This window comes from Taylorella equigenitalis ATCC 35865, from assembly GCF_000276685.1.
In the GTDB taxonomy this organism is placed as follows: Bacteria; Pseudomonadota; Gammaproteobacteria; order Burkholderiales; family Burkholderiaceae_B; genus Taylorella; species Taylorella equigenitalis.
Genome location: NC_018108.1, coordinates 569,339 through 587,454 on the forward strand (window position 1 = coordinate 569,339; position 18,116 = coordinate 587,454).

General features: G+C 37.3%; 16 protein-coding genes and 1 tRNA gene. 12 read left to right on the forward strand and 5 right to left on the reverse strand.

Going from position 1 to position 18,116, the window contains the following annotated elements:
* The first annotated feature begins 8 nt into the window (after positions 1 to 8).
* Positions 9 to 1,499 (forward strand): helicase HerA-like C-terminal domain-containing protein, encoded by a 1,491-nt coding sequence (locus KUI_RS02645; RefSeq protein WP_014840244.1) that lies wholly within the window; start codon positions 9 to 11, stop codon positions 1,497 to 1,499.
* A gap of 89 nt (positions 1,500 to 1,588) precedes the next feature.
* On the opposite strand, the gene KUI_RS02650 is transcribed toward KUI_RS02645, so the two are convergent.
* Together KUI_RS02650 and pepN are read right to left on the reverse strand one after the other, a co-directional pair.
* On the reverse strand, positions 1,589 to 2,599 hold the full coding sequence (locus KUI_RS02650; protein WP_013522296.1) for a class 1 fructose-bisphosphatase: 1,011 nt from the start codon (positions 2,597 to 2,599) through the stop codon (positions 1,589 to 1,591).
* A 4-nt stretch (positions 2,600 to 2,603) separates the two neighbouring features.
* A complete protein-coding gene (gene pepN, locus KUI_RS02655; protein ID WP_013522297.1) occupies positions 2,604 to 5,309 on the reverse strand; it encodes an aminopeptidase N in 2,706 nt (901 codons plus the stop codon).
* Positions 5,310 to 5,423: 114 nt separating this feature from the next.
* On the opposite strand from pepN, the gene tldD reads away from it, so the two are divergent.
* The 8 genes from tldD to KUI_RS02695 all read left to right on the forward strand — a co-directional run bounded on the left by tldD (position 5,424) and on the right by KUI_RS02695 (position 13,404).
* A complete protein-coding gene (gene tldD / locus KUI_RS02660; protein WP_014840245.1) occupies positions 5,424 to 6,890 on the forward strand; it encodes a metalloprotease TldD in 1,467 nt (488 codons plus the stop codon).
* A gap of 2 nt (positions 6,891 to 6,892) precedes the next feature.
* A complete protein-coding gene (gene mnmA, locus KUI_RS02665; RefSeq protein WP_014840246.1) occupies positions 6,893 to 8,008 on the forward strand; it encodes a tRNA 2-thiouridine(34) synthase MnmA in 1,116 nt (371 codons plus the stop codon).
* Positions 8,009 to 8,020: 12 nt separating this feature from the next.
* A complete protein-coding gene (gene purB / locus KUI_RS02670; protein ID WP_013522300.1) occupies positions 8,021 to 9,403 on the forward strand; it encodes an adenylosuccinate lyase in 1,383 nt (460 codons plus the stop codon).
* Between the two features lie 58 nt (positions 9,404 to 9,461).
* Positions 9,462 to 9,908 carry a c-type cytochrome gene (locus KUI_RS02675; protein ID WP_014840247.1) on the forward strand — a complete coding sequence of 149 codons (447 nt, stop codon included), beginning with the start codon at positions 9,462 to 9,464 and terminating at the stop codon, positions 9,906 to 9,908.
* Between the two features lie 9 nt (positions 9,909 to 9,917).
* Entirely contained in the window at positions 9,918 to 10,574 is a 657-nt protein-coding gene (locus tag KUI_RS02680) for a carboxypeptidase-like regulatory domain-containing protein (protein ID WP_014840248.1), read from the forward strand.
* A gap of 70 nt (positions 10,575 to 10,644) precedes the next feature.
* Positions 10,645 to 11,196 (forward strand): hypothetical protein, encoded by a 552-nt coding sequence (locus tag KUI_RS02685; protein WP_013522303.1) that lies wholly within the window; start codon positions 10,645 to 10,647, stop codon positions 11,194 to 11,196.
* A gap of 38 nt (positions 11,197 to 11,234) precedes the next feature.
* Positions 11,235 to 11,696, forward strand: coding sequence for a hypothetical protein (locus KUI_RS02690; protein WP_013522304.1), 462 nt, complete (start codon positions 11,235 to 11,237; stop codon positions 11,694 to 11,696).
* Between the two features lie 13 nt (positions 11,697 to 11,709).
* On the forward strand, positions 11,710 to 13,404 hold the full coding sequence (locus KUI_RS02695) for an FMN-binding glutamate synthase family protein (RefSeq protein ID WP_014840249.1): 1,695 nt from the start codon (positions 11,710 to 11,712) through the stop codon (positions 13,402 to 13,404).
* Between the two features lie 41 nt (positions 13,405 to 13,445).
* Here the strand turns inward: KUI_RS02695 and KUI_RS02700 are convergent, their stop codons facing one another.
* The gene (locus tag KUI_RS02700) at positions 13,446 to 13,895 is read right to left on the reverse strand and encodes a hypothetical protein (protein WP_013522306.1); all 450 of its coding nucleotides are present in this window, start codon (positions 13,893 to 13,895) and stop codon (positions 13,446 to 13,448) included.
* A gap of 64 nt (positions 13,896 to 13,959) precedes the next feature.
* On the opposite strand from KUI_RS02700, the gene KUI_RS02705 reads away from it, so the two are divergent.
* The 3 genes from KUI_RS02705 (at position 13,960) to KUI_RS02715 (ending at position 14,844) form a co-directional block, all read left to right on the forward strand.
* Complete coding sequence (locus KUI_RS02705; protein WP_013522307.1) at positions 13,960 to 14,418, forward strand: ribonuclease domain-containing protein; 459 nt, start codon at positions 13,960 to 13,962, stop codon at positions 14,416 to 14,418.
* On the forward strand, positions 14,409 to 14,687 hold the full coding sequence (locus KUI_RS02710) for a barstar family protein (RefSeq protein WP_013522308.1): 279 nt from the start codon (positions 14,409 to 14,411) through the stop codon (positions 14,685 to 14,687). The genes KUI_RS02705 and KUI_RS02710 overlap by 10 nt, the downstream gene beginning before the upstream one ends.
* A gap of 80 nt (positions 14,688 to 14,767) precedes the next feature.
* Positions 14,768 to 14,844, forward strand: a tRNA-Met gene (locus KUI_RS02715).
* Between the two features lie 208 nt (positions 14,845 to 15,052).
* Here KUI_RS02715 and KUI_RS02720 read toward each other — a convergent pair.
* Both KUI_RS02720 and KUI_RS02725 read right to left on the reverse strand, forming a co-directional pair.
* Positions 15,053 to 16,840 (reverse strand): ATP-binding cassette domain-containing protein, encoded by a 1,788-nt coding sequence (locus KUI_RS02720; protein ID WP_013522309.1) that lies wholly within the window; start codon positions 16,838 to 16,840, stop codon positions 15,053 to 15,055.
* Positions 16,840 to 18,057, reverse strand: coding sequence for a lytic murein transglycosylase (locus KUI_RS02725; protein ID WP_013522310.1), 1,218 nt, complete (start codon positions 18,055 to 18,057; stop codon positions 16,840 to 16,842). Before KUI_RS02725 ends, KUI_RS02720 begins: the two co-directional genes overlap by 1 nt.
* Between the last annotated feature and the right edge of the window lie 59 nt (positions 18,058 to 18,116).

Sequence of the window (18,116 nt, forward strand, 5' to 3'; positions counted from 1 at the left end):
AGGGATATATGGCAGAACCGATTTTAGTAGCAAAAGGTAGTGAAAATTTCGTTTATATGTTGCCCAAACTGGCTAATAGGCATGGTTGTATAACTGGAGCAACTGGTACTGGTAAAACTGTTACCCTTCAAGTTTTGGCTCAAGCATTTTCTAAAATTGGCGTCCCAGTTTTTATGGCAGACGTTAAAGGAGACTTAACGGGTATTTCTCAACCTGGTGTAGCTAGTCCAAAGCTTATGGAGCGTCTACAAAAGTATGGTCTTCCTACCCCCGATTTTAGTGCTTGTCCAGTAACTTTATGGGATTTATTTGGAGTACAGGGGCATCCAATCCGAGCTACCATAAGTGATATGGGACCTTTATTGCTCTCTAGAATTTTAGATCTTAATGATACTCAGGCAGGAGTATTAAGTCTTATATTTAAATTAGCCGATGATGAGGGTCAGCTTATATTGGATATGAAAGATTTACGTGCCATGCTACAGTACGTTTCTGATCGAAGGGCCGAAATTCAAGAAACCTACGGAAATGTGACACCTGCAACGGTTGGAGCCATTCAAAGAAAGCTTCTTGAATTAGAGCAACAGGGTGCGGATAATTTCTTTGGCGAGCCCATGTTAGATATATTTGATTTAATGAGAGTTGACCATAACGGAAATGGTATGGTTAATATTCTTGCAGCAGATAAACTTATGCGATCACCGAAATTGTATGGTGTGTTTTTGCTTTGGTTGCTAGCTGAGATATATGAAGCATTGCCAGAAGTAGGAGATTTAGAAAAACCTAAATTTGTGTTTTTCTTTGATGAGGCTCATTTGGTATTTGAGGATGCACCCGATGCACTTCTAGATAAGATTGAATTAATAGTTAGATTAAGTCGTTCAAAAGGCATAGGCGTATATTTTGTTACTCAAAATCCTCTAGATATTCCTGAAGCTGTATTAGGTCAATTGGGTAATCGTGTTCAGCATGCATTAAGGGCGTACACTCCTCGTGATCAAAAGGCGGTCCGCACTACAGCTGAAACTATGCGACCAAATCCAAAAATTAATATAGAACAAGCAATAACTGAACTGGGAGTGGGTGAGGCATTGGTGTCATTACTAGATGAAAAAGGTGCTCCTTCTGTTACAGAGCGTGCTTGGATGGTTGCTCCAGATTCACGCATAGGTCCTATTACAGATCTTGAACGTAATCAGCTTAAAAATTCATCTCATGTTTACGGTAAGTATGAAAAAGTTGTGGATCGTGAATCTGCATTTGAAGTGCTACAAAAAAGGGCGACTATGGCTAATGAAGTGGCACAGCAAGAAGCAAATTCGGCGGGTGGAAGTTCTGGTGTAGTTGGTATTTTTAAAGACTTTATGATTGGAAGTACAGGACCTCGCGGAGGGCATAGGGACGGCATTATTCAAAGGGCAGTTAAAAATGAGGCTTCACGTATGACTAGTCGATTAATCCGTGGTGTACTCGGGTCTTTACTTGGTGGCCGTAGATGATGGAGCACTAGTAGATTGGGTCACTAGTTATAGTGCATATATAAGTCTTAGTTTATTAGTAAAAAACCCCAATTTTTTGGGGTTTTTATTTAATTGAAATAGGACTTAAATGTTTCGACTTCGTTATAGGAACCCAAAACAACACTAATTCTTTGATGTAGCTCAGTGGGCTTTATATCTAATATAGGATTAACTGTATCGACAGCTTGTCCCCCTGCTTGCTCGATGATTAGAGACATGGGGTTAGCTTCATACAATAATCTTAACTTTCCTGGTTTTGAAGGTTCACGCTTATCCCATGGATACATAAAGATGCCACCACGTTGGAGAATTCTATGTACTTCAGCGACCATAGAAGCAACCCAACGCATATTAAAATCCTTGCCTCTTGGGCCAGTTGTTCCTGCTAAGCAATCATTTATATAGTTTTGAACAGGTGTGTCCCAATGCCTCATATTGGACATGTTGATAGCAAATTCTTTGGTATCTGTTGGAATTTGAATATTCTCTTTAGTAAGTATCCAGCTACCCAATTCAGTATCAAGTGTGAAGGCTACAACCCCATTGCCAACAGTGAAGACAAGTTGAGTTTGAGGTCCATATAGAGCATAGCCAGCTGCAACTTGTCTTCGTCCAGTGTTAAAGAATATGTCCTTAGTAATTGGGTCAGATGCGAGTTTTTTCTCATCTGCTTTGACAATTGAGAATATTGTGCCTATTGAAATATTAACGTCAATATTAGATGACCCATCGAGCGGATCAAAAAGTAACAAATATTCACCCTTAGGATATTTTTCAGGAATTTTATGAATATCCTCCATCTCTTCAGAAGCCATTGCTAGCAAATGTCCTCCCCAAACATTGGCCTCTAAAAGAACATCGTTTGAGATAACATCAAGCTTTTTCTGAACTTCTCCCTGAATATTTTCGTTATCTGTCGAACCTAAAACATTATTAAGATCGCCCTTACCAGTTAGGTTGGCAATGGTTCTGCATGCTCTGGCTACGGATTCAATTATTAGTCTTACCTCAGGTGCAAGCTTGCTTTCATTGCGTTGTTGCTCAACCAGATATTGAAAAAGTGTTTTCCTAGTTTTCATAATATTAATTAATAGATGAAGCTTTGGAGATGATTTCTCTTACATTAGGAGAGAGTTTCCCTTCAGCTGAAATTTTATCTAATTGAGATTTCATAAATGTTCTATTTGGCTCGTCGTATTTAGACCAGTTATCCATAATTCTTGCGTATCGAGCTGCAACTTCTGGATTCTTAGAATCTATTTCAAGCAAATATTTAGTGAAGAATTCGTATCCAAGACCATCTTCGCTGTGAAATAATTCCATATTGTTCATGCTGAATTGGAAAATTAGTGAACGGGCACGGTTAGGGTTAGATAAATTGAATTGTGGATGTGAAATCAATTTATTTATAGCATCCATACTTGTGGCATGAGTGGCTTGAAGTGCAAACCACTTATCAATTACTAACTGATCGTCTTCAAATTGATGATAGAAGTGGTTTAGGAATGATTTAGTTAATTCATGCTCTGGATGAAATTTCACCAATCCTGAAAGTGCAGCATATCTGTCAGTCATATTATTGGAATTTAGATATTGATTATCTGCTAGGTGCAAGTATTTGTTTGAATCTAGGCAAAGAAGATAATTCAAGCAGGTGTTTTTTAAAGATCTAATTCCATAATTTTTTGCATCAAGAGTATAAGTAGTATTTTCGTTTAGTTTTGAATATAAAGCGAAAAATAAACTTTCTAGTTTTACGGCTAATTCTTTAAAGAATTTTTTCGAAGCTTTTACTAGTTTTTGTGGATTTATAGGGCTTTGCATTTGTGAAAGCAATTTCAGCCCTGGAATTTGCAATAGCAATGATTTGTATGCATCGCTAAGATCTGTATCAGATATATTTAATTGCCAAACTCTTATAACATCATCATCAACTTCTTTTTCAGGTTGAGTTGCCAATGAAAGAATTTCATTTATCGCTAAGGTTTGAGTAGACTCCCAACGAACAAATGGATTCGCATCCTTTGTTGCTAAGGTTATTAATTCATCTTTTGTATAGTTGTATTTAACTTTAACTGGAGCTGAAAAATCTCTTAGAAGCGAAGGGATTGGTTTAGAAGTAACGTTAATAAATGACCATGTCTGTACTTCATCATGTAAATCTAGAATATAGCTATGGGGTTCGTACTCTATGAGAGATGTGCTGTAATTTAGATTAACTGGTTCTACTTTAATAGGGATTCCAAATTCATTAATAAAGCTAATCTTAAATGGAATGTGAAATGGTAATTTTTTAAAGTTTGGATTCAGTTTTTCAACACCTACATTTGGGCAAGACTGTGACAGTTTGACCTGACATGATTTAGTCTCTGGCGAATAATCGATTTCTACATTTACTGTTGGGGTGCCTGCCTGTGAGTACCACCTTCTAAAAATGTTAAGATTTCGTCCAGGGTTTTTCAGTGAATATATAGATTCCATAGCACTTACAAAATCGTCGCAAGTGACCGCATTTCCATCATGGCGGGCAAAATATTCACGCATACCAGCTTGGAAGTCCTCCTCACCCAATAATGTGTGTTGCATGCGTATAACTTCAGCACCTTTTTCATAAACAGTGGCAGTGTAAAAGTTTGCAATCTCTTGGTAAGATTGTGGGCGTATAGGGTGTGCCATAGGGCCTTCATCTTCAGGGAACTGCATAGCACGTAGATTTATAACATCTTGAATTCTATTAACTGCACGGGCACTACTAGCCTCTGTTTCGCTAAGACCTTTAGCCATCATGTCAGCAGAAAATTCCTGATCTCGGAAAACAGTAAGACCCTCTTTAAGGCTAAGTTGGAACCAATCTCTGCAAGTTACGCGATTACCTGTCCAATTATGGAAATACTCGTGTCCGATAACCCCTTCTATACCTTGATAGTTAGCATCAGTAGCAGTTTCAGGGGAGGCTAAAACATACATAGCATTAAATATATTAAGCCCTTTGTTTTCCATAGCACCCATATTAAAGTCACGAGCGGCAACAATCATAAATCTACTTAAATCGAGTTCAAGTCCAAAACGCTCTTCATCCCATCTGATAGCGTTTATTAGGCTTTCCATCGCCCATTCCGTGTTTTTCTTGCTTCCTATATCACTATAAATTTGTAGCAAAACTTCACGGCCAGATTTGGTTTTAATTCGCTCTTCTAATAAGTCAAACTTGCCCCCTACTAATGCAAATAAATAGCAAGGTTTTAAAAACGGGTCATGCCAAATAACTCTATGTTTTCCTTCTGGCAAATCAATAGATTCAATAAGATTTCCGTTTGACAATGTAAAAGGGTACTTATCTACTGGAGCATCAATCGTTACTCTAAATTCCGTCATAACATCTGGACGATCTGGGAAGAAGGTGATTTTTCTGAAACCTTCAGCTTCACATTGTGTAAAAAAGCTATCTCCAGAGATATAAAGTCCCATTAATGAAGAATTTGTTTTGGGGTGGCAATGACTTGTAATCTCAACAGAAAATTCTCTACTTGGAGGTGTGATTATTAAGAGATCATCCGCATATGTGTACTGATCTGTCTCAATATGATTAATTTTTACTGACTTTAAATCCAACCCAACTCCATTCAGTTCGAGAGGGATGACATTAGTAATGTCATCTTTTAATTTAATCTGCATTGAGTTAATAACCGTAGTGCTATCAGGATCTAAATCAAAATATAAACTGACATTCTGTACGTTATATGGGTATGGTTTGTAATCTTCTCTATAAACAGTTTTTTGAGTATCCATTAGAAGCACCTAAATGAGGGTGTAAATCAAAGTATGTATTATAGTCCTGAGCTTAAAATTTGCTTGTTTGCACTATAATGAAATGTTTAAAAATAATGCAAAATTGATCCATTTATGACCTCGATTTTAACTAGTGAGTCACCTATAGTACATGCTAAAAAAATACTTCTAGACGATAACGGAATTTCTTTAGAAGATATCGCTAAAGCTTTAGGTTTAATTCATAGCCACAAGACAAATTATGCTGACCTTTATTTTCAATACACTTGCTCTGAAAATTGGAGTTTAGAAGAGGGTATCGTTAAAACTGGTGGCTTTTCAATTTCTCAGGGAGTTGGTGTCAGAGCTGTCGCTCACGAAAAAACTGCATTTTCTTATTCTGATGAGTTATCTGCAGATATATTATTAAAGAATGCCGATACAGTTAAAAGTATTGCCACCCAAGGAAGTGCTAGTGTTTATATTCCTAAGCAGGGATTAGTAGATACGCAGAAACTATATGCACCTATCGACCCTATAAATTCAATGACTTCTGAGGAAAAGTTAGAAATTTTAAATAAGGTTGAAAAGTATGCCCGTGCCATGAGTCCAGAAATTAAGCAAGTTATGGCTGGTTTGGGCTCTGAGTTTGAAGTGGTTTTAGTAGCCAGCACTGGAGGTCGTTTGGAGGCTGATATTAGGCCTTTAGTTAGGCTTTCACTAACTGTTATTGCAGAACGAAACGGCAGAAGAGAGCGCGGTAATTCAGGTGGCGGAGGAAGGTTTGGACTTAATTATTTTTCAGATGAAATAATTAAGGATTACGTAAAAAAAGCTGTTGATGAAGCTTTGATTAACCTCGAAGCTCAACCAGCTCCTGCAGGTGAAATGACTGTTGTTTTGGGCTCAGGATGGCCAGGGGTTCTTTTGCATGAAGCGGTTGGTCATGGACTTGAAGGTGATTTTAACCGTAAGGGTACAAGTGTTTTCTCTGGTCGTATTGGGGAGCAGGTTGCTTCAAAAGGTGTAACTGTTATCGATGATGGCACTATACCAGATCGTCGCGGATCCTTAAATATTGATGATGAGGGTAATCCGACTCAAAGAAACGTACTTATTGAAGATGGTATTTTATGTGGATACTTACAAGATACACAAAATGCCAGTCTTATGAATATGCCTATTACGGGAAATGCAAGGCGTGAATCATATGCCCATCTTCCAATGCCACGCATGACCAACACTTTTATGTTAGGTGGCACACATAAACATGAAGAAATAATTGAGTCAGTTAAAAAAGGAATTTATGCTGCAAATTTTTCAGGTGGGCAGGTTGACATAACTAGCGGAAAATTTGTATTTAGTGCATCTGAGGCCTATTTAATTGAAAACGGTAAAATCACATCCCCTATAGTTGGGGCTACATTAATTGGCAGTGGTATCGATACTATGAATAAAGTTAGTATGATTGCAGATAATATGTCTCTTGATAGTGGTATAGGTACATGTGGTAAAGACGGTCAAAGTGTACCCGTTGGAGTAGGTATGCCCACAATTAGAGTTGATGGAATTACAGTAGGCGGAACATTGCAAGGCCGATAATCATGACTAAACCAAAAGTTGTTGTTGGTCTGTCAGGAGGAGTGGATTCATCCGTTAGTGCCTACCTTCTTAAAGAACAAGGATATGATGTCCTTGGTGTATTTATGAAAAACTGGGAGGATGATGATGATTCTGAGTTTTGTTCTACACGTCAGGATTGGATTGATGTAGTAAGCGTGGCTGACACATTGGGTATTGATGTTGATGCAGTAAACTTTGCCACAGAATATAAAGATCGTGTTTTTTCAGATTTTTTACGTGAGTACTCTGCAGGTCGTACACCCAACCCCGATGTGCTTTGTAATGCTGAAATAAAGTTCAAGGCATTTTTGGATTATGCTATGAATACTGGGGCAGATTTTATAGCTACTGGACATTATGCACGTGTAAGAGCTATTGATGGTCCTTCTGGTAAAACTTATCAATTGCTAAAAGGCTTAGATCCAAACAAAGATCAAAGTTATTTTTTGCACAGACTAAATCAGGATCAGCTTTCTAAAGTTATATTTCCTGTAGGTGAATTGCTTAAGACAAAAGTACGTGAAATTGCCGAAAAATTAAATTTATCCAATGCCAAAAAAAAGGACTCTACTGGAATCTGCTTTATCGGTGAAAGACCGTTTAGAGAGTTTTTAAATAAATATTTACCTACTAAACCTGGTCCTATCCTAACAGATAGTGGGGAATTAATTGGGGAGCATGTAGGGTTGTCCTTTTATACCATAGGTCAGCGCAAGGGTATAGGCATTGGTGGGGTTAAATCTCATATGAGTTCGGATGGAGTGTCAGATGCATGGTACGTTGCCCGCAAGGATATGAAAAATAATACTTTATATGTGGTAAATGGTCATGATCATCCGTGGTTGTTATCAAAAAAATTATATGCATTAGATGCTTCTTGGATTAATGAATACACCCCCTCAATAGGCACTTACGCTGCAAAAACTAGATACCGTCAAGCTGATGCCTCTTGTGAATTGGAATTTGCACAGGGTTTGGAATTTAAACTTAAATTTAGCGAAGATCAGTGGGCTGTTACACCTGGTCAATCTGCTGTTTTATATGATGGAGATGTTTGTTTGGGTGGCGGAATCATCGAACAGTCATTTCCTATTTAATTTGGAATTATTATGAATAATCAAAACTCAATTCTTGAATTTGCTTTAACGGCTTTGTCTCCTATAGATGGTAGATATTCAACTAAGTGCTCAGATTTAAGGGCTTATTTATCTGAAGCTGGATTTATGGCTCATAGAGTTGAAGTTGAAATAAATTGGCTAATAGCCTTATCAGAAGCTGGATTAAAAGAGATATCAGGATTTTCTGAGGATTCTAAAATCCAATTGCAAAACATTATCAAAGAGTTTTCACTAGCAGATGCAATCAGAATTAAGGAAATTGAAAAAACTACAAATCATGATGTAAAGGCAGTGGAGTACTTTCTAAAAGAGAAAATATCTTCTAGTAAAGAGTTATCCAAAGCTTCAGAATTTATTCATTTTGCCTGCACTTCTGAAGATATAAATAACACATCACATGCATTAATGCTTAAAAGGGTGCGAGAAAGTGTGTTATTGCCAAAAGCAAAAGAAATAATTGATATTTTACGTAGATACGCACACGAGTTTGCTGACATACCTATGCTATCTCGGACTCACGGTCAGACAGCTAGTCCAACTACTTTAGGAAAAGAATTTGCTAATGTGGTTTTGCGTTTAGAGAGGGCTTTTGAGGGAATTAAATCCGTTCAACCACTAGCTAAAATGAATGGAGCTACTGGTAATTACAATGCTCATTATTCTGCTTATCCCGAAATTGATTGGCCTAGTTTTAGTAAATCAGTTTTAGAAAAATTGGGTTTAACCCAAAACACTCACACAATTCAAATTGAGCCTCATGATTGGATGGCAGCTTTGTTTGATGCGGTTTCAAGATTTAATACAATATTGATTGATCTAAATAGGGATATATGGGGTTATATATCCCTAGGATACTTTAAACAAAAACTTAAGGAGGGTGAGGTAGGTTCATCTACTATGCCTCATAAAGTAAATCCTATAGATTTTGAAAATTCTGAAGGTAATCTCGGTTTGGCTAATTCAGTATTAAGGCATTTATCTGAGAAATTACCTATCTCTAGATGGCAACGAGATCTTACTGATTCAACAGTTTTGCGAAATCTAGGAGTAGCTTTTGGTTATTGCATGATTGCATGGGATTCTCACATAAAAGGTCTTAATAAACTAGAAGTTAATTATCAAAAAATCAAAGAGGATATTGAAAATTGTTGGGAGGTTTTAGCCGAACCTATTCAAACTGTAATGCGTAGATATGGCTTACCTCAGCCTTATGAGCAACTAAAAAAATTAACTCGTGGACATGGTATAACGAAAGAGGCATTGCAAAATTTTGTATCTAACTTAGCATTGCCAGAGCAAGTTAAAAGGGAACTTTTAGACCTTACTCCTGAGAAATATATAGGTTTTGCCCCTAATTTAGCAAAATTGGTTTAATACTCCTGTAACTTCAAATTTATATTTTTAAATTTGAAGTTTTTTATGGAGATAAATTATGAAACTACTTAAAACAATTTTTGTTGCCACCTGTATGATTTCTGCTGTTGCGGTTCAGGCTCACGATAAGGCTGAACCTACACCAGCAGAAAAAGCTGTTAAATATCGTCAATCTGCTAAAACAGTGATGGCTACACATTTTGGGATTCTTGGTGGATTGCTTAAAGCTGAAAAATTTGATGAAGAAGCCACTGAAAAACAAGCTGAAATTATCGCAGTAGTAGCACGCCTGCCGTGGTCTCACTTTGGTCCTGGTACTGAGGGTGGAAATGCAAAACCAGAAGTTTGGACTAATGTGGCAAAATTCGAAGAAAATAGAGATCTTCTTTTAAAATCAGTAGATGATTTAGAAGATGCTGAGGAGCTTGAAGAGTTCAAAAAAGCGTTTGCAGGTATGGGTGATGCTTGTAAAAAGTGTCACACAGAATTTAGAGTTAAAAAATAATTTTGGAGGGTGCTATTAGTGGAAGGTAAATTGGAAGGTAAGTCTATTAACTCATTTTTTAAGAAACTTTCTGGTCTTAGTGCCTGTTTATTATCTACTCTGTATTTGGTTGCTTGTTCTACACCTTTTATCAAGCAGCCTATCAAATCATTTCCAAACGAATTTATAAATACTTCATCAGCACTTAAAGCTAGAGCCAGTTTTGATAGAACTAGCATTGCCATCCGACAAGGCAGTTTTTCTCAGGTTGTTGGTCGTATCTATGTAAGAAACCAAAATGAGTCTAGAGAGCGGACTGGTAGATATGTTGAAGTTGCTCTTAATCCAGTTTCAAATTTAAGTAATCAGTGGTTTGACCAAATTTGCCAAAAGGGATTTGACTTAACTGGAAACCTTGAAAGTGGTTATAAGACATTAATTAGAACATCAGTGTCAAACGAGTTGGGTCAGTTTGCATTTCCAAATGTGCCAGTGGGCGAATATTACTTATCAGCAAGGGTATATTGGTTTGATGATAAACCACTCAGTGGACCTGAATTGTATGGCGGTTTGCTAGCGAAAAAAATATATGTTACACAAGCCGCAGTTTCTGAAGATTTGAATGAAAATCATGCTTGCCCAGGTAAATATAGGCTATTTAGACCAATAAGTATTTTTGAATCGTAACAAAATTTCATAATATGGTGAATTTTGTGATATAAACTAGCACTTATTTCACTCTACACAGAAAATTAATATGAAACTTACACATCTTCTACTATCAGCTGTTTTAGCTTCTGGACTAATTGCATGTGAAACTACCTCTCAACCGAGTAGTACTTCAGGTGTTTATAGACCGAATCCTTATAAGGATGGTAAATCTTTGGCTCTATATGTTGTGTCTCCACAAAAAGGCACAGTAAAAAAACGTGTTAAAAATAAGAAAAACCGTTTAGTGTGGGTTAATGAAAAACGTGAAACTCAGTTAGATGCTGATGGTAAAACTTACTTTACTACAGGTCGTGTTGTTGGTCTAGATGATATTTCTTATGCACTAGCAGCTAAAACAATTAATGATGAGCCTGCACTTGGACTTCGTCTTACTCCTGATGCTGCACAACGATTAGCTTCAGAATTAAATTCCACAAAAAATGGGACAATTTTAGCCAGTATCGATAATAAATTTTTCTCACGCGTAAATAATGCAGGAGCTAAGCTAGAGGACGGTGTTATCTTGTTCCCAGTATCATCTTTAGTAGATGCTAGGGACTTAGCTGTTACTTTACGCGATGGAAAGAAAGGTAAGTAAGCATTACAATTTTCGAAACTTAACTTTTAGGAACTCCTATGAATTTGTTTAGAAAATTTTTGCTTTTTTTAGTACCTTTTCTTATAGTTGCTTGTCAGTCGCCTAATCAACCAGGCGACACAAGTACTCCTACAGAACAAGATTCCATTGTTGAGGTTTATCACGCTTCTAATGAGCCTTTAGATGGTTTCCAATCATTAAAGGTTAATAAGAAAATCCGCATTTATGTTTCTAAATTCCCTGTTATAAATAGGTCTTATATCAACCAAGTTCAGAATATCGTGGACGAAAAAGGAAATGCCTATATTCGTTTAGGTCTTACTGCTGATGGGGTTGCTGCCCTATCAAAAACTCCACAAAATCTTGGATATGTAACTGTTGTAAAAGGGAATCTAGTTTCTATTGATGCTTTTGTTCAGCAAAGTAATCTTTTTGTTTTGGTTCCAGACCAAGAAACTGCAAGTTCTTTGAGTAAAATTATCTCAAGTTCAACCAACTGATTAAGGTTTAGTCATGGCTAAATATATATACTCCCGTTATACAGTCTTTGGATTAGTAATTATAGGGAGTGTGGTAGGTTCGATTTTAGCCATGACAGTTAGTTCTTATTGGTTGTGGCTTGCAGTACCCTGTATTTTCTTAACTCTAGTGGGCATAAGAGATTTAACTCAAACCAAACATGCCGTCACGCGCAATTACCCAGTTATCGGTAATATGCGATACATTCTAGAATCCATTCGTCCAGAAATTAGACAGTACTTCCTTGAGCAAGATAATGAGATATTGCCATTTTCAAGGAATCAAAGAGCAGTTGTTTATCAAAGGGCTAAGCAACAAGTTGATAAACGACCTTTTGGTACTATTAAAGACGTTTATGAACAGCAGTACGAGTGGATTAACCACTCTATGCATCCTACGAAAATCGATAACTTTGATTTTCGTACCACTGTAGGCGGTTCTCAGTGTAAGCAGCCTTATTCAATTTCTATATTTAATATATCTGCTATGAGCTTTGGGGCTTTATCTAAAAATGCCATTCTTTCTCTAAATCGTGGTGCAAAACAGGGTGGATTTGCACATGATACTGGAGAGGGTGGTATCAGCAAATATCATATGCAGGGTGGCGACTTAATTTGGAATATAGGTTCTGGATATTTTGGATGTAGGAATTCAGACGGCACATTTAGTGATGAAGAGTTTGCTAAAAAAGCTACTCAGCCTAATGTGAAGATGATTGAGCTTAAAGTTTCACAAGGGGCGAAGCCTGGTCACGGAGGTATACTGCCAGGTGCTAAAGTTACACCTGAAATTGCAGAGGCACGTGGTGTTCCAGTCGGAGAGGATTGTAATTCTCCAGCTTTTCATCCTGAATTTGATACTCCAATTGAGATGATGCACTTTATACAAAGGTTGCGTGACCTATCTGGAGGTAAACCTGTTGGTTTTAAAATTTGTATTGGGCATGCTTGGGAGTTTTTCTCTATTGCAAAAGCCTTTTTAGAAACTGGTATATATCCAGACTTTATTGTGGTTGACGGGGCTGAAGGTGGAACGGGTGCGGCTCCTATTGAGTTTGCGGATCACGTCGGTACTCCTTTAAGAGAGGGTTTGCGACTAGTTCATAATACTCTTGTAGGTATCGGACTTCGCAAGCATATAAAAATTGGTGCTGCGGGTAAGATAATTACTGCGTTCGATATTGCTAGAACTTTATCTTTGGGGGCTGATTGGTGTAATGCAGGTCGTGGATTTATGTTTGCTGTTGGTTGTATACAAGCACAAGCCTGCCACACAGATAAGTGTCCTACTGGCGTAGCAACCCAAGATCCTTTAAGGACTAAAGCATTAGTAGTAGAGGATAAAGCATATCGTGTATACAACTACCACAAAAATACATTGCACGCTTTATCTGAATTGTTAGGTGCTGCTGGTTTAAATCATCCTAGTGAACTTAGGGCACACCATATTGCAAGAAGGATTTCTCCAACTGAAATCAGACTTCTATCTGCAATTTATCCTGAGATGGTTGAAAATGAACTAATTGACGGTAGTAAATGTAGCTTAAAATTATTTGAAGTTGCATGGCCAGTAGCTAATGCACATAGCTTCCATTTAGAGGAATCTGCACAAAATATGGTAGCTTCATTTCACAAAGTGTACGGGGTTAATGAAATGCCCCCAAATTCTTCTAGGGGGCATACTTCTTAAGTTTATTCTTAGGGTCCAAGTAGTCGCTTTAGATTAAAGAATTATTTAAGTTTTGAACAAGACTTAATAAAGCTATCAACAACTTTATCTTCAGGTTCCAATTTTTCCTTAGGTGTATTCCAAAGCCCTTCAGCAAATGTTTTAAAGTCTGCAGGGATTTCAGGGTTTTCTTCCATATACTTAATGGCATCTTCTAGTGGTTTATCTTCGAGCCTTAGAGCATAGAAATTGTGAATAATTGGTTCTGCCATATCACATGTAAACCCACTTTCCTCAACTGAATTAGTTTCGTTTGAAGTATTTTCAAAAGCATCTTTGGTTGTGAGAGTTTCTGGATTAGTAGTTGTGTTTTGATTTGGTTTAATGACTTGTTGTGTGTCAGGATTTACTGGGTCATCCTGAAGGAGAACGTCTTTAAATGAGTTAAACAAAAGATATCCAATACCTACTAAAATTAAAACAAAGATTAAAACCTTAATAATATTTTTCATTAAAAACCTTATGCACAAACGCAATACTAGAAAAAAATCTTATTTTTATTTTACCTTAATAGTAATGTCACTCATTACTATATGGTCCTTTATAAAATTTGGTAAAACATCTGCAGATGTAGCTATACAGAACATAGACTCTTGCGAAGTTGTTATACCCGAATGGATTAAAGCTAATCTTAAAAACAATTTAGATTCCAATCAAGTAATTGAAATTGTGCGTAATCTTGATGAAGAAGGAACATTGCCAAACTACTATGTAACTAAAAGAGAGGCTAGAGCTTTGGGTTGGACTCCAGGTCGTGCATTCAATGAAATCGAGAATTTAAAAGGTAAATCTATAGGAGGGGATCATTTTGGAGACTTCGAAAAACGCTTACCAAGAGGGCGTTGGAAAGAAGCTGATCTTGAGTATAAAGGGGAAAAGAGAAATGCAAAACGTATTTTATTTAACAATAATGGTCGTAAATTTGTGACCATTGACCATTATGAGACTTTTGTAGAGGTTCCAAAATGCAAATAAAAAAATGTGATCTAACAGGTATCAAAAGCACTGAGGAAGCTTATACAAGGTTTACGGATGCATTTAAATTGCCTTCTTGTGTTGGTAGGAACCTTGATGCCTTATATGATGTTTTGAGCACTGAGGTAGAAGGACCATTGGAGATAATTTGGTCTGATTTAGATGGCAGTGCAACTAGTATGAGTTGGGATACAATCAATTCTATGTTAGAAGTGTTTAGATGCGTAGAAAACGACAGGGACGATTTAAATTTGAGGATTTCGGAATAATTTCTTGTCTTTTCTAGGGGGGCAATGTAAAATAATTTTCTTTACTTTGGCTATTCTAAGTATAAATCTTACTTAAGAGAGGCTCTTTAGCTCAGTCGGTTAGAGCGACGGAATCATAATCCGCAGGTCCCCCGTTCGAATCGGGGAAGAGCCACCAATTTTTCTATTGTTGGGCTGTTCCAGCTACTAAATAATTATTTTAGATAATATCACTCAATACTGAATCAATTTGTTTTGCCAACTTACCTCAAACATCTCAAGCAACTGCACCTGGAAAAGCATGTTTGAAGTTTCTGTCGAACTTCATGAGGGGAATTTCGATGTAGCCGTTGGATTTTACGTGCTGTACAAAGTTTACAAATTGCCTAAATTTTAGATTCTAATTTATTCCACTTCTCATAAAGAGTTTCTAAATTAACCTCTAATTCAGTTATTTTCGCTTGTAAATCGATAGATATCTGCGGTCCGTGCTCATAAATACTAGGATCAGATAACTTCTCGGTAATCTTTGAAATTTCACCCTCAATATCTGATATCCTTTGGGGCAGTTCTTCAAGTTCCTTTAATTCAAAAGAACTCAGCTTGGATTTGTTTTTAGGCTTATTTTCTTTAGGTTTTCCAATTTCTGTATCAGACTTTTGTGGAGGACTTTCTTTGGCAATGCTAGGTCTCTGGCGAACATAATCTTCATATCCGCCTACATAATTGGTCCAGGTGGCATTGCCATCATAGGCAATGGTTTGCGTAATCACGTTATCTAAGAAAACGCGATCGTGACTAACAAGAAGCACAGTGCCTGTGTAGGTTTGAAGTAACTCCTCTAAAAGTTCTAGTGTCTCGATATCCAAATCATTTGTAGGCTCATCTAAAACAAGCACATTCGCTGGTCTTGCAAACAAACGAGCCAATAATAGTCGGGCTCGCTCTCCGCCAGATAAACTACTCACAGGAGAATTAGCCCTTGCGGGGTCAAATAAAAAATCTCCTAAATAACCTATAATATGTTTTTTAGTACCGCCGATTTCAACCCACTCACTACCAGGGCTTATAACATCTGCCAATGTAGATTGCTCATCAAGTTGATTTCGCATTTGGTCGAAATATGCAATTTCTAAATTAGTGCCTAATCTGACAGTTCCAGAATTAGGATTAAGCTGTCCTAATATAATACGAAGTAGGGTAGTTTTTCCCGCAGCATTCGGACCGATAATACCGATTCGATCTCCACGAAAAATCTTAGTAGAAAAGTTGCGAACAATCTCCTTAGATCCAAAACTAAAGCTTACATTTTCTAGTTCGGCTACTAGTTTTCCAGATTTTTCACCGCTTGAGAGCTTGAAATTCACATTTCCAATTCGATCACGACGTTCTGCTCTTTCTCGTCTCAAAGCCTCAAGTCTACGAACACGCCCCTCATTTCTAGTTCTTCTGGCTTCTATCCCTTTCCTAATCCAAACTTCCTCTTGTGCTAAAAACTTATCAAATTTTGAGTTTTGAATCTCTTCAGCTTTAAGTGAAGCCTCTTTTTGAACTTGCCATTGAGAGAAATTACCTGGAAAACTATAAAGCTTACCCCTATCAAGTTCAATAATGCGAGTAGTTACCTCATCCAAGAATCGCCTATCATGAGTTATTACAAGTAGTGCAAATGAAGCATTTTTCAGTTTTCCTTCTAGCCATATTATGCTTTCAAAGTCTAAGTGATTTGTAGGTTCATCCAGCAATAGCAGATCAGGATTTTTTAAAATAGAAGTAGCCAAAGCAATTTTCTTATTAGTTCCTCCAGATAATCCATCAGCTTTAAGATTTCCATCGAGACCCAGCTCAATAAGAATTTGTTCAGCTTTAGAACTTCTTTCCCAGTCTTCAGCTTCTATGTAGTCACTTAAAAGATTTTCAAATATAGTTTTACTGTTATCTAGTTTTGGTTCTTGCTCAACTGTTACTACACGTATTCCATTTAAATACGTAACCTCGCCATCATCCGCATGTATGCGAGAATCCAGTATTTTGAGCATAGAAGATTTGCCAGCCCCATTGCGACCAATAAGTCCAACCCTTTCACCCTGTGCAATCGCAAAGTTTGCATGATCAAGTAATGCATGATGCCCAAATGCCAGTTGAACATCTGTAAAAGTAATAAGAGATGCCATTAAAATTTTTCGCTTTTAAGCCTCTCTAAAATTGACTGCTCAGGAATACCCGTCGCTGGCAATGACAACCTTTGTTGCTCAAACCTTATAGCATCCTGAGTTTTAGATCCTGCAATACCATCAGGCTCTCCGATCTGATGTCCGCGTGAAATAAGAATAGTCTGAAGTTCTCGGGTCTGTGCTCGAGAGAGGCTCACATCCTTTGTAGGCCAAGGTTTGACAATAGGTCCTTTTCCACGAAGTCTATCCGATAGATGAGCAATAGCAAGTGCATAACTTTCAGCTGCGTTATAGCTATATATAGCATCAAAATTCTTAAAAGTTATAAATGCAGGACCATCAATTCCAGCTGGCAGTAATAAAGCAGCTCTTGTATCAGGGGATGCCAAAGTTGAAAGGTTCTGTCCATCAATAGTTTTAATGCCTTTGCTCATCCAATAATGAAGTGGACGCTTATTTTTACGCCCAGAAACTTCTATGGACATATTTGGTGGCAATGCTACCTCCGCCCCCCAAGGCTTTCCAGTCTGCCAACCACTTTTAACCATATAATTTGCAGTTGAACCTAGGGCATCCGCTACATTATCTACTAAATCTCTTCGACCGTCGTGGTCAAAGTCTACTGCAATTCTTTCGAATGTCGACGGCATAAACTGTGTCTGCCCAAATGCTCCAGCCCATGAGCCTTTAAGCTTATCTTTTGTAATATCACCAGACTGTAAAATTCGTAATGCAGAAAATAATTCGCCACGGAAATAAAGCTTTCTACGACCCTTACATGCCAATGTGCCTAAAGATCGAACTAAATCATACTTACCTAGATTTGTACCAAAATTACTCTCTACGCCCCAGATGGCTACTACAGTGGCAGGATCAACTCCCATTTGATTTTGAACCTTTTCAAGTAGACTTGCATGTTTTTGCATTAAAGCACGCCCTTGATTAATTCGCTCTTGATCTACTAAATTAGCCATATAACGCCAAATCGGAGTAACAAATTCAGGCTGATAGTTCAATTTTTGCAATAGAGAATCATCAGCTTTGATGGGTAATACATACTTTTCGAAAGTAATATAATTTACGTTTGATTTTTCAGCAGGACCTCTAAGTAGTGATAAGCAATTCTGAAATGAATCAGTCATAGCATATATAGAAGAAGAAAACGAAATCCCTAGGGTGGCAATGACAATTGATTTTAAGTTTAAATTCATGGTCATGAGAGGTAATTTAGTGAAATAAGATTAAAGAGGTTATTAATGATTTTACAATGCTTTGG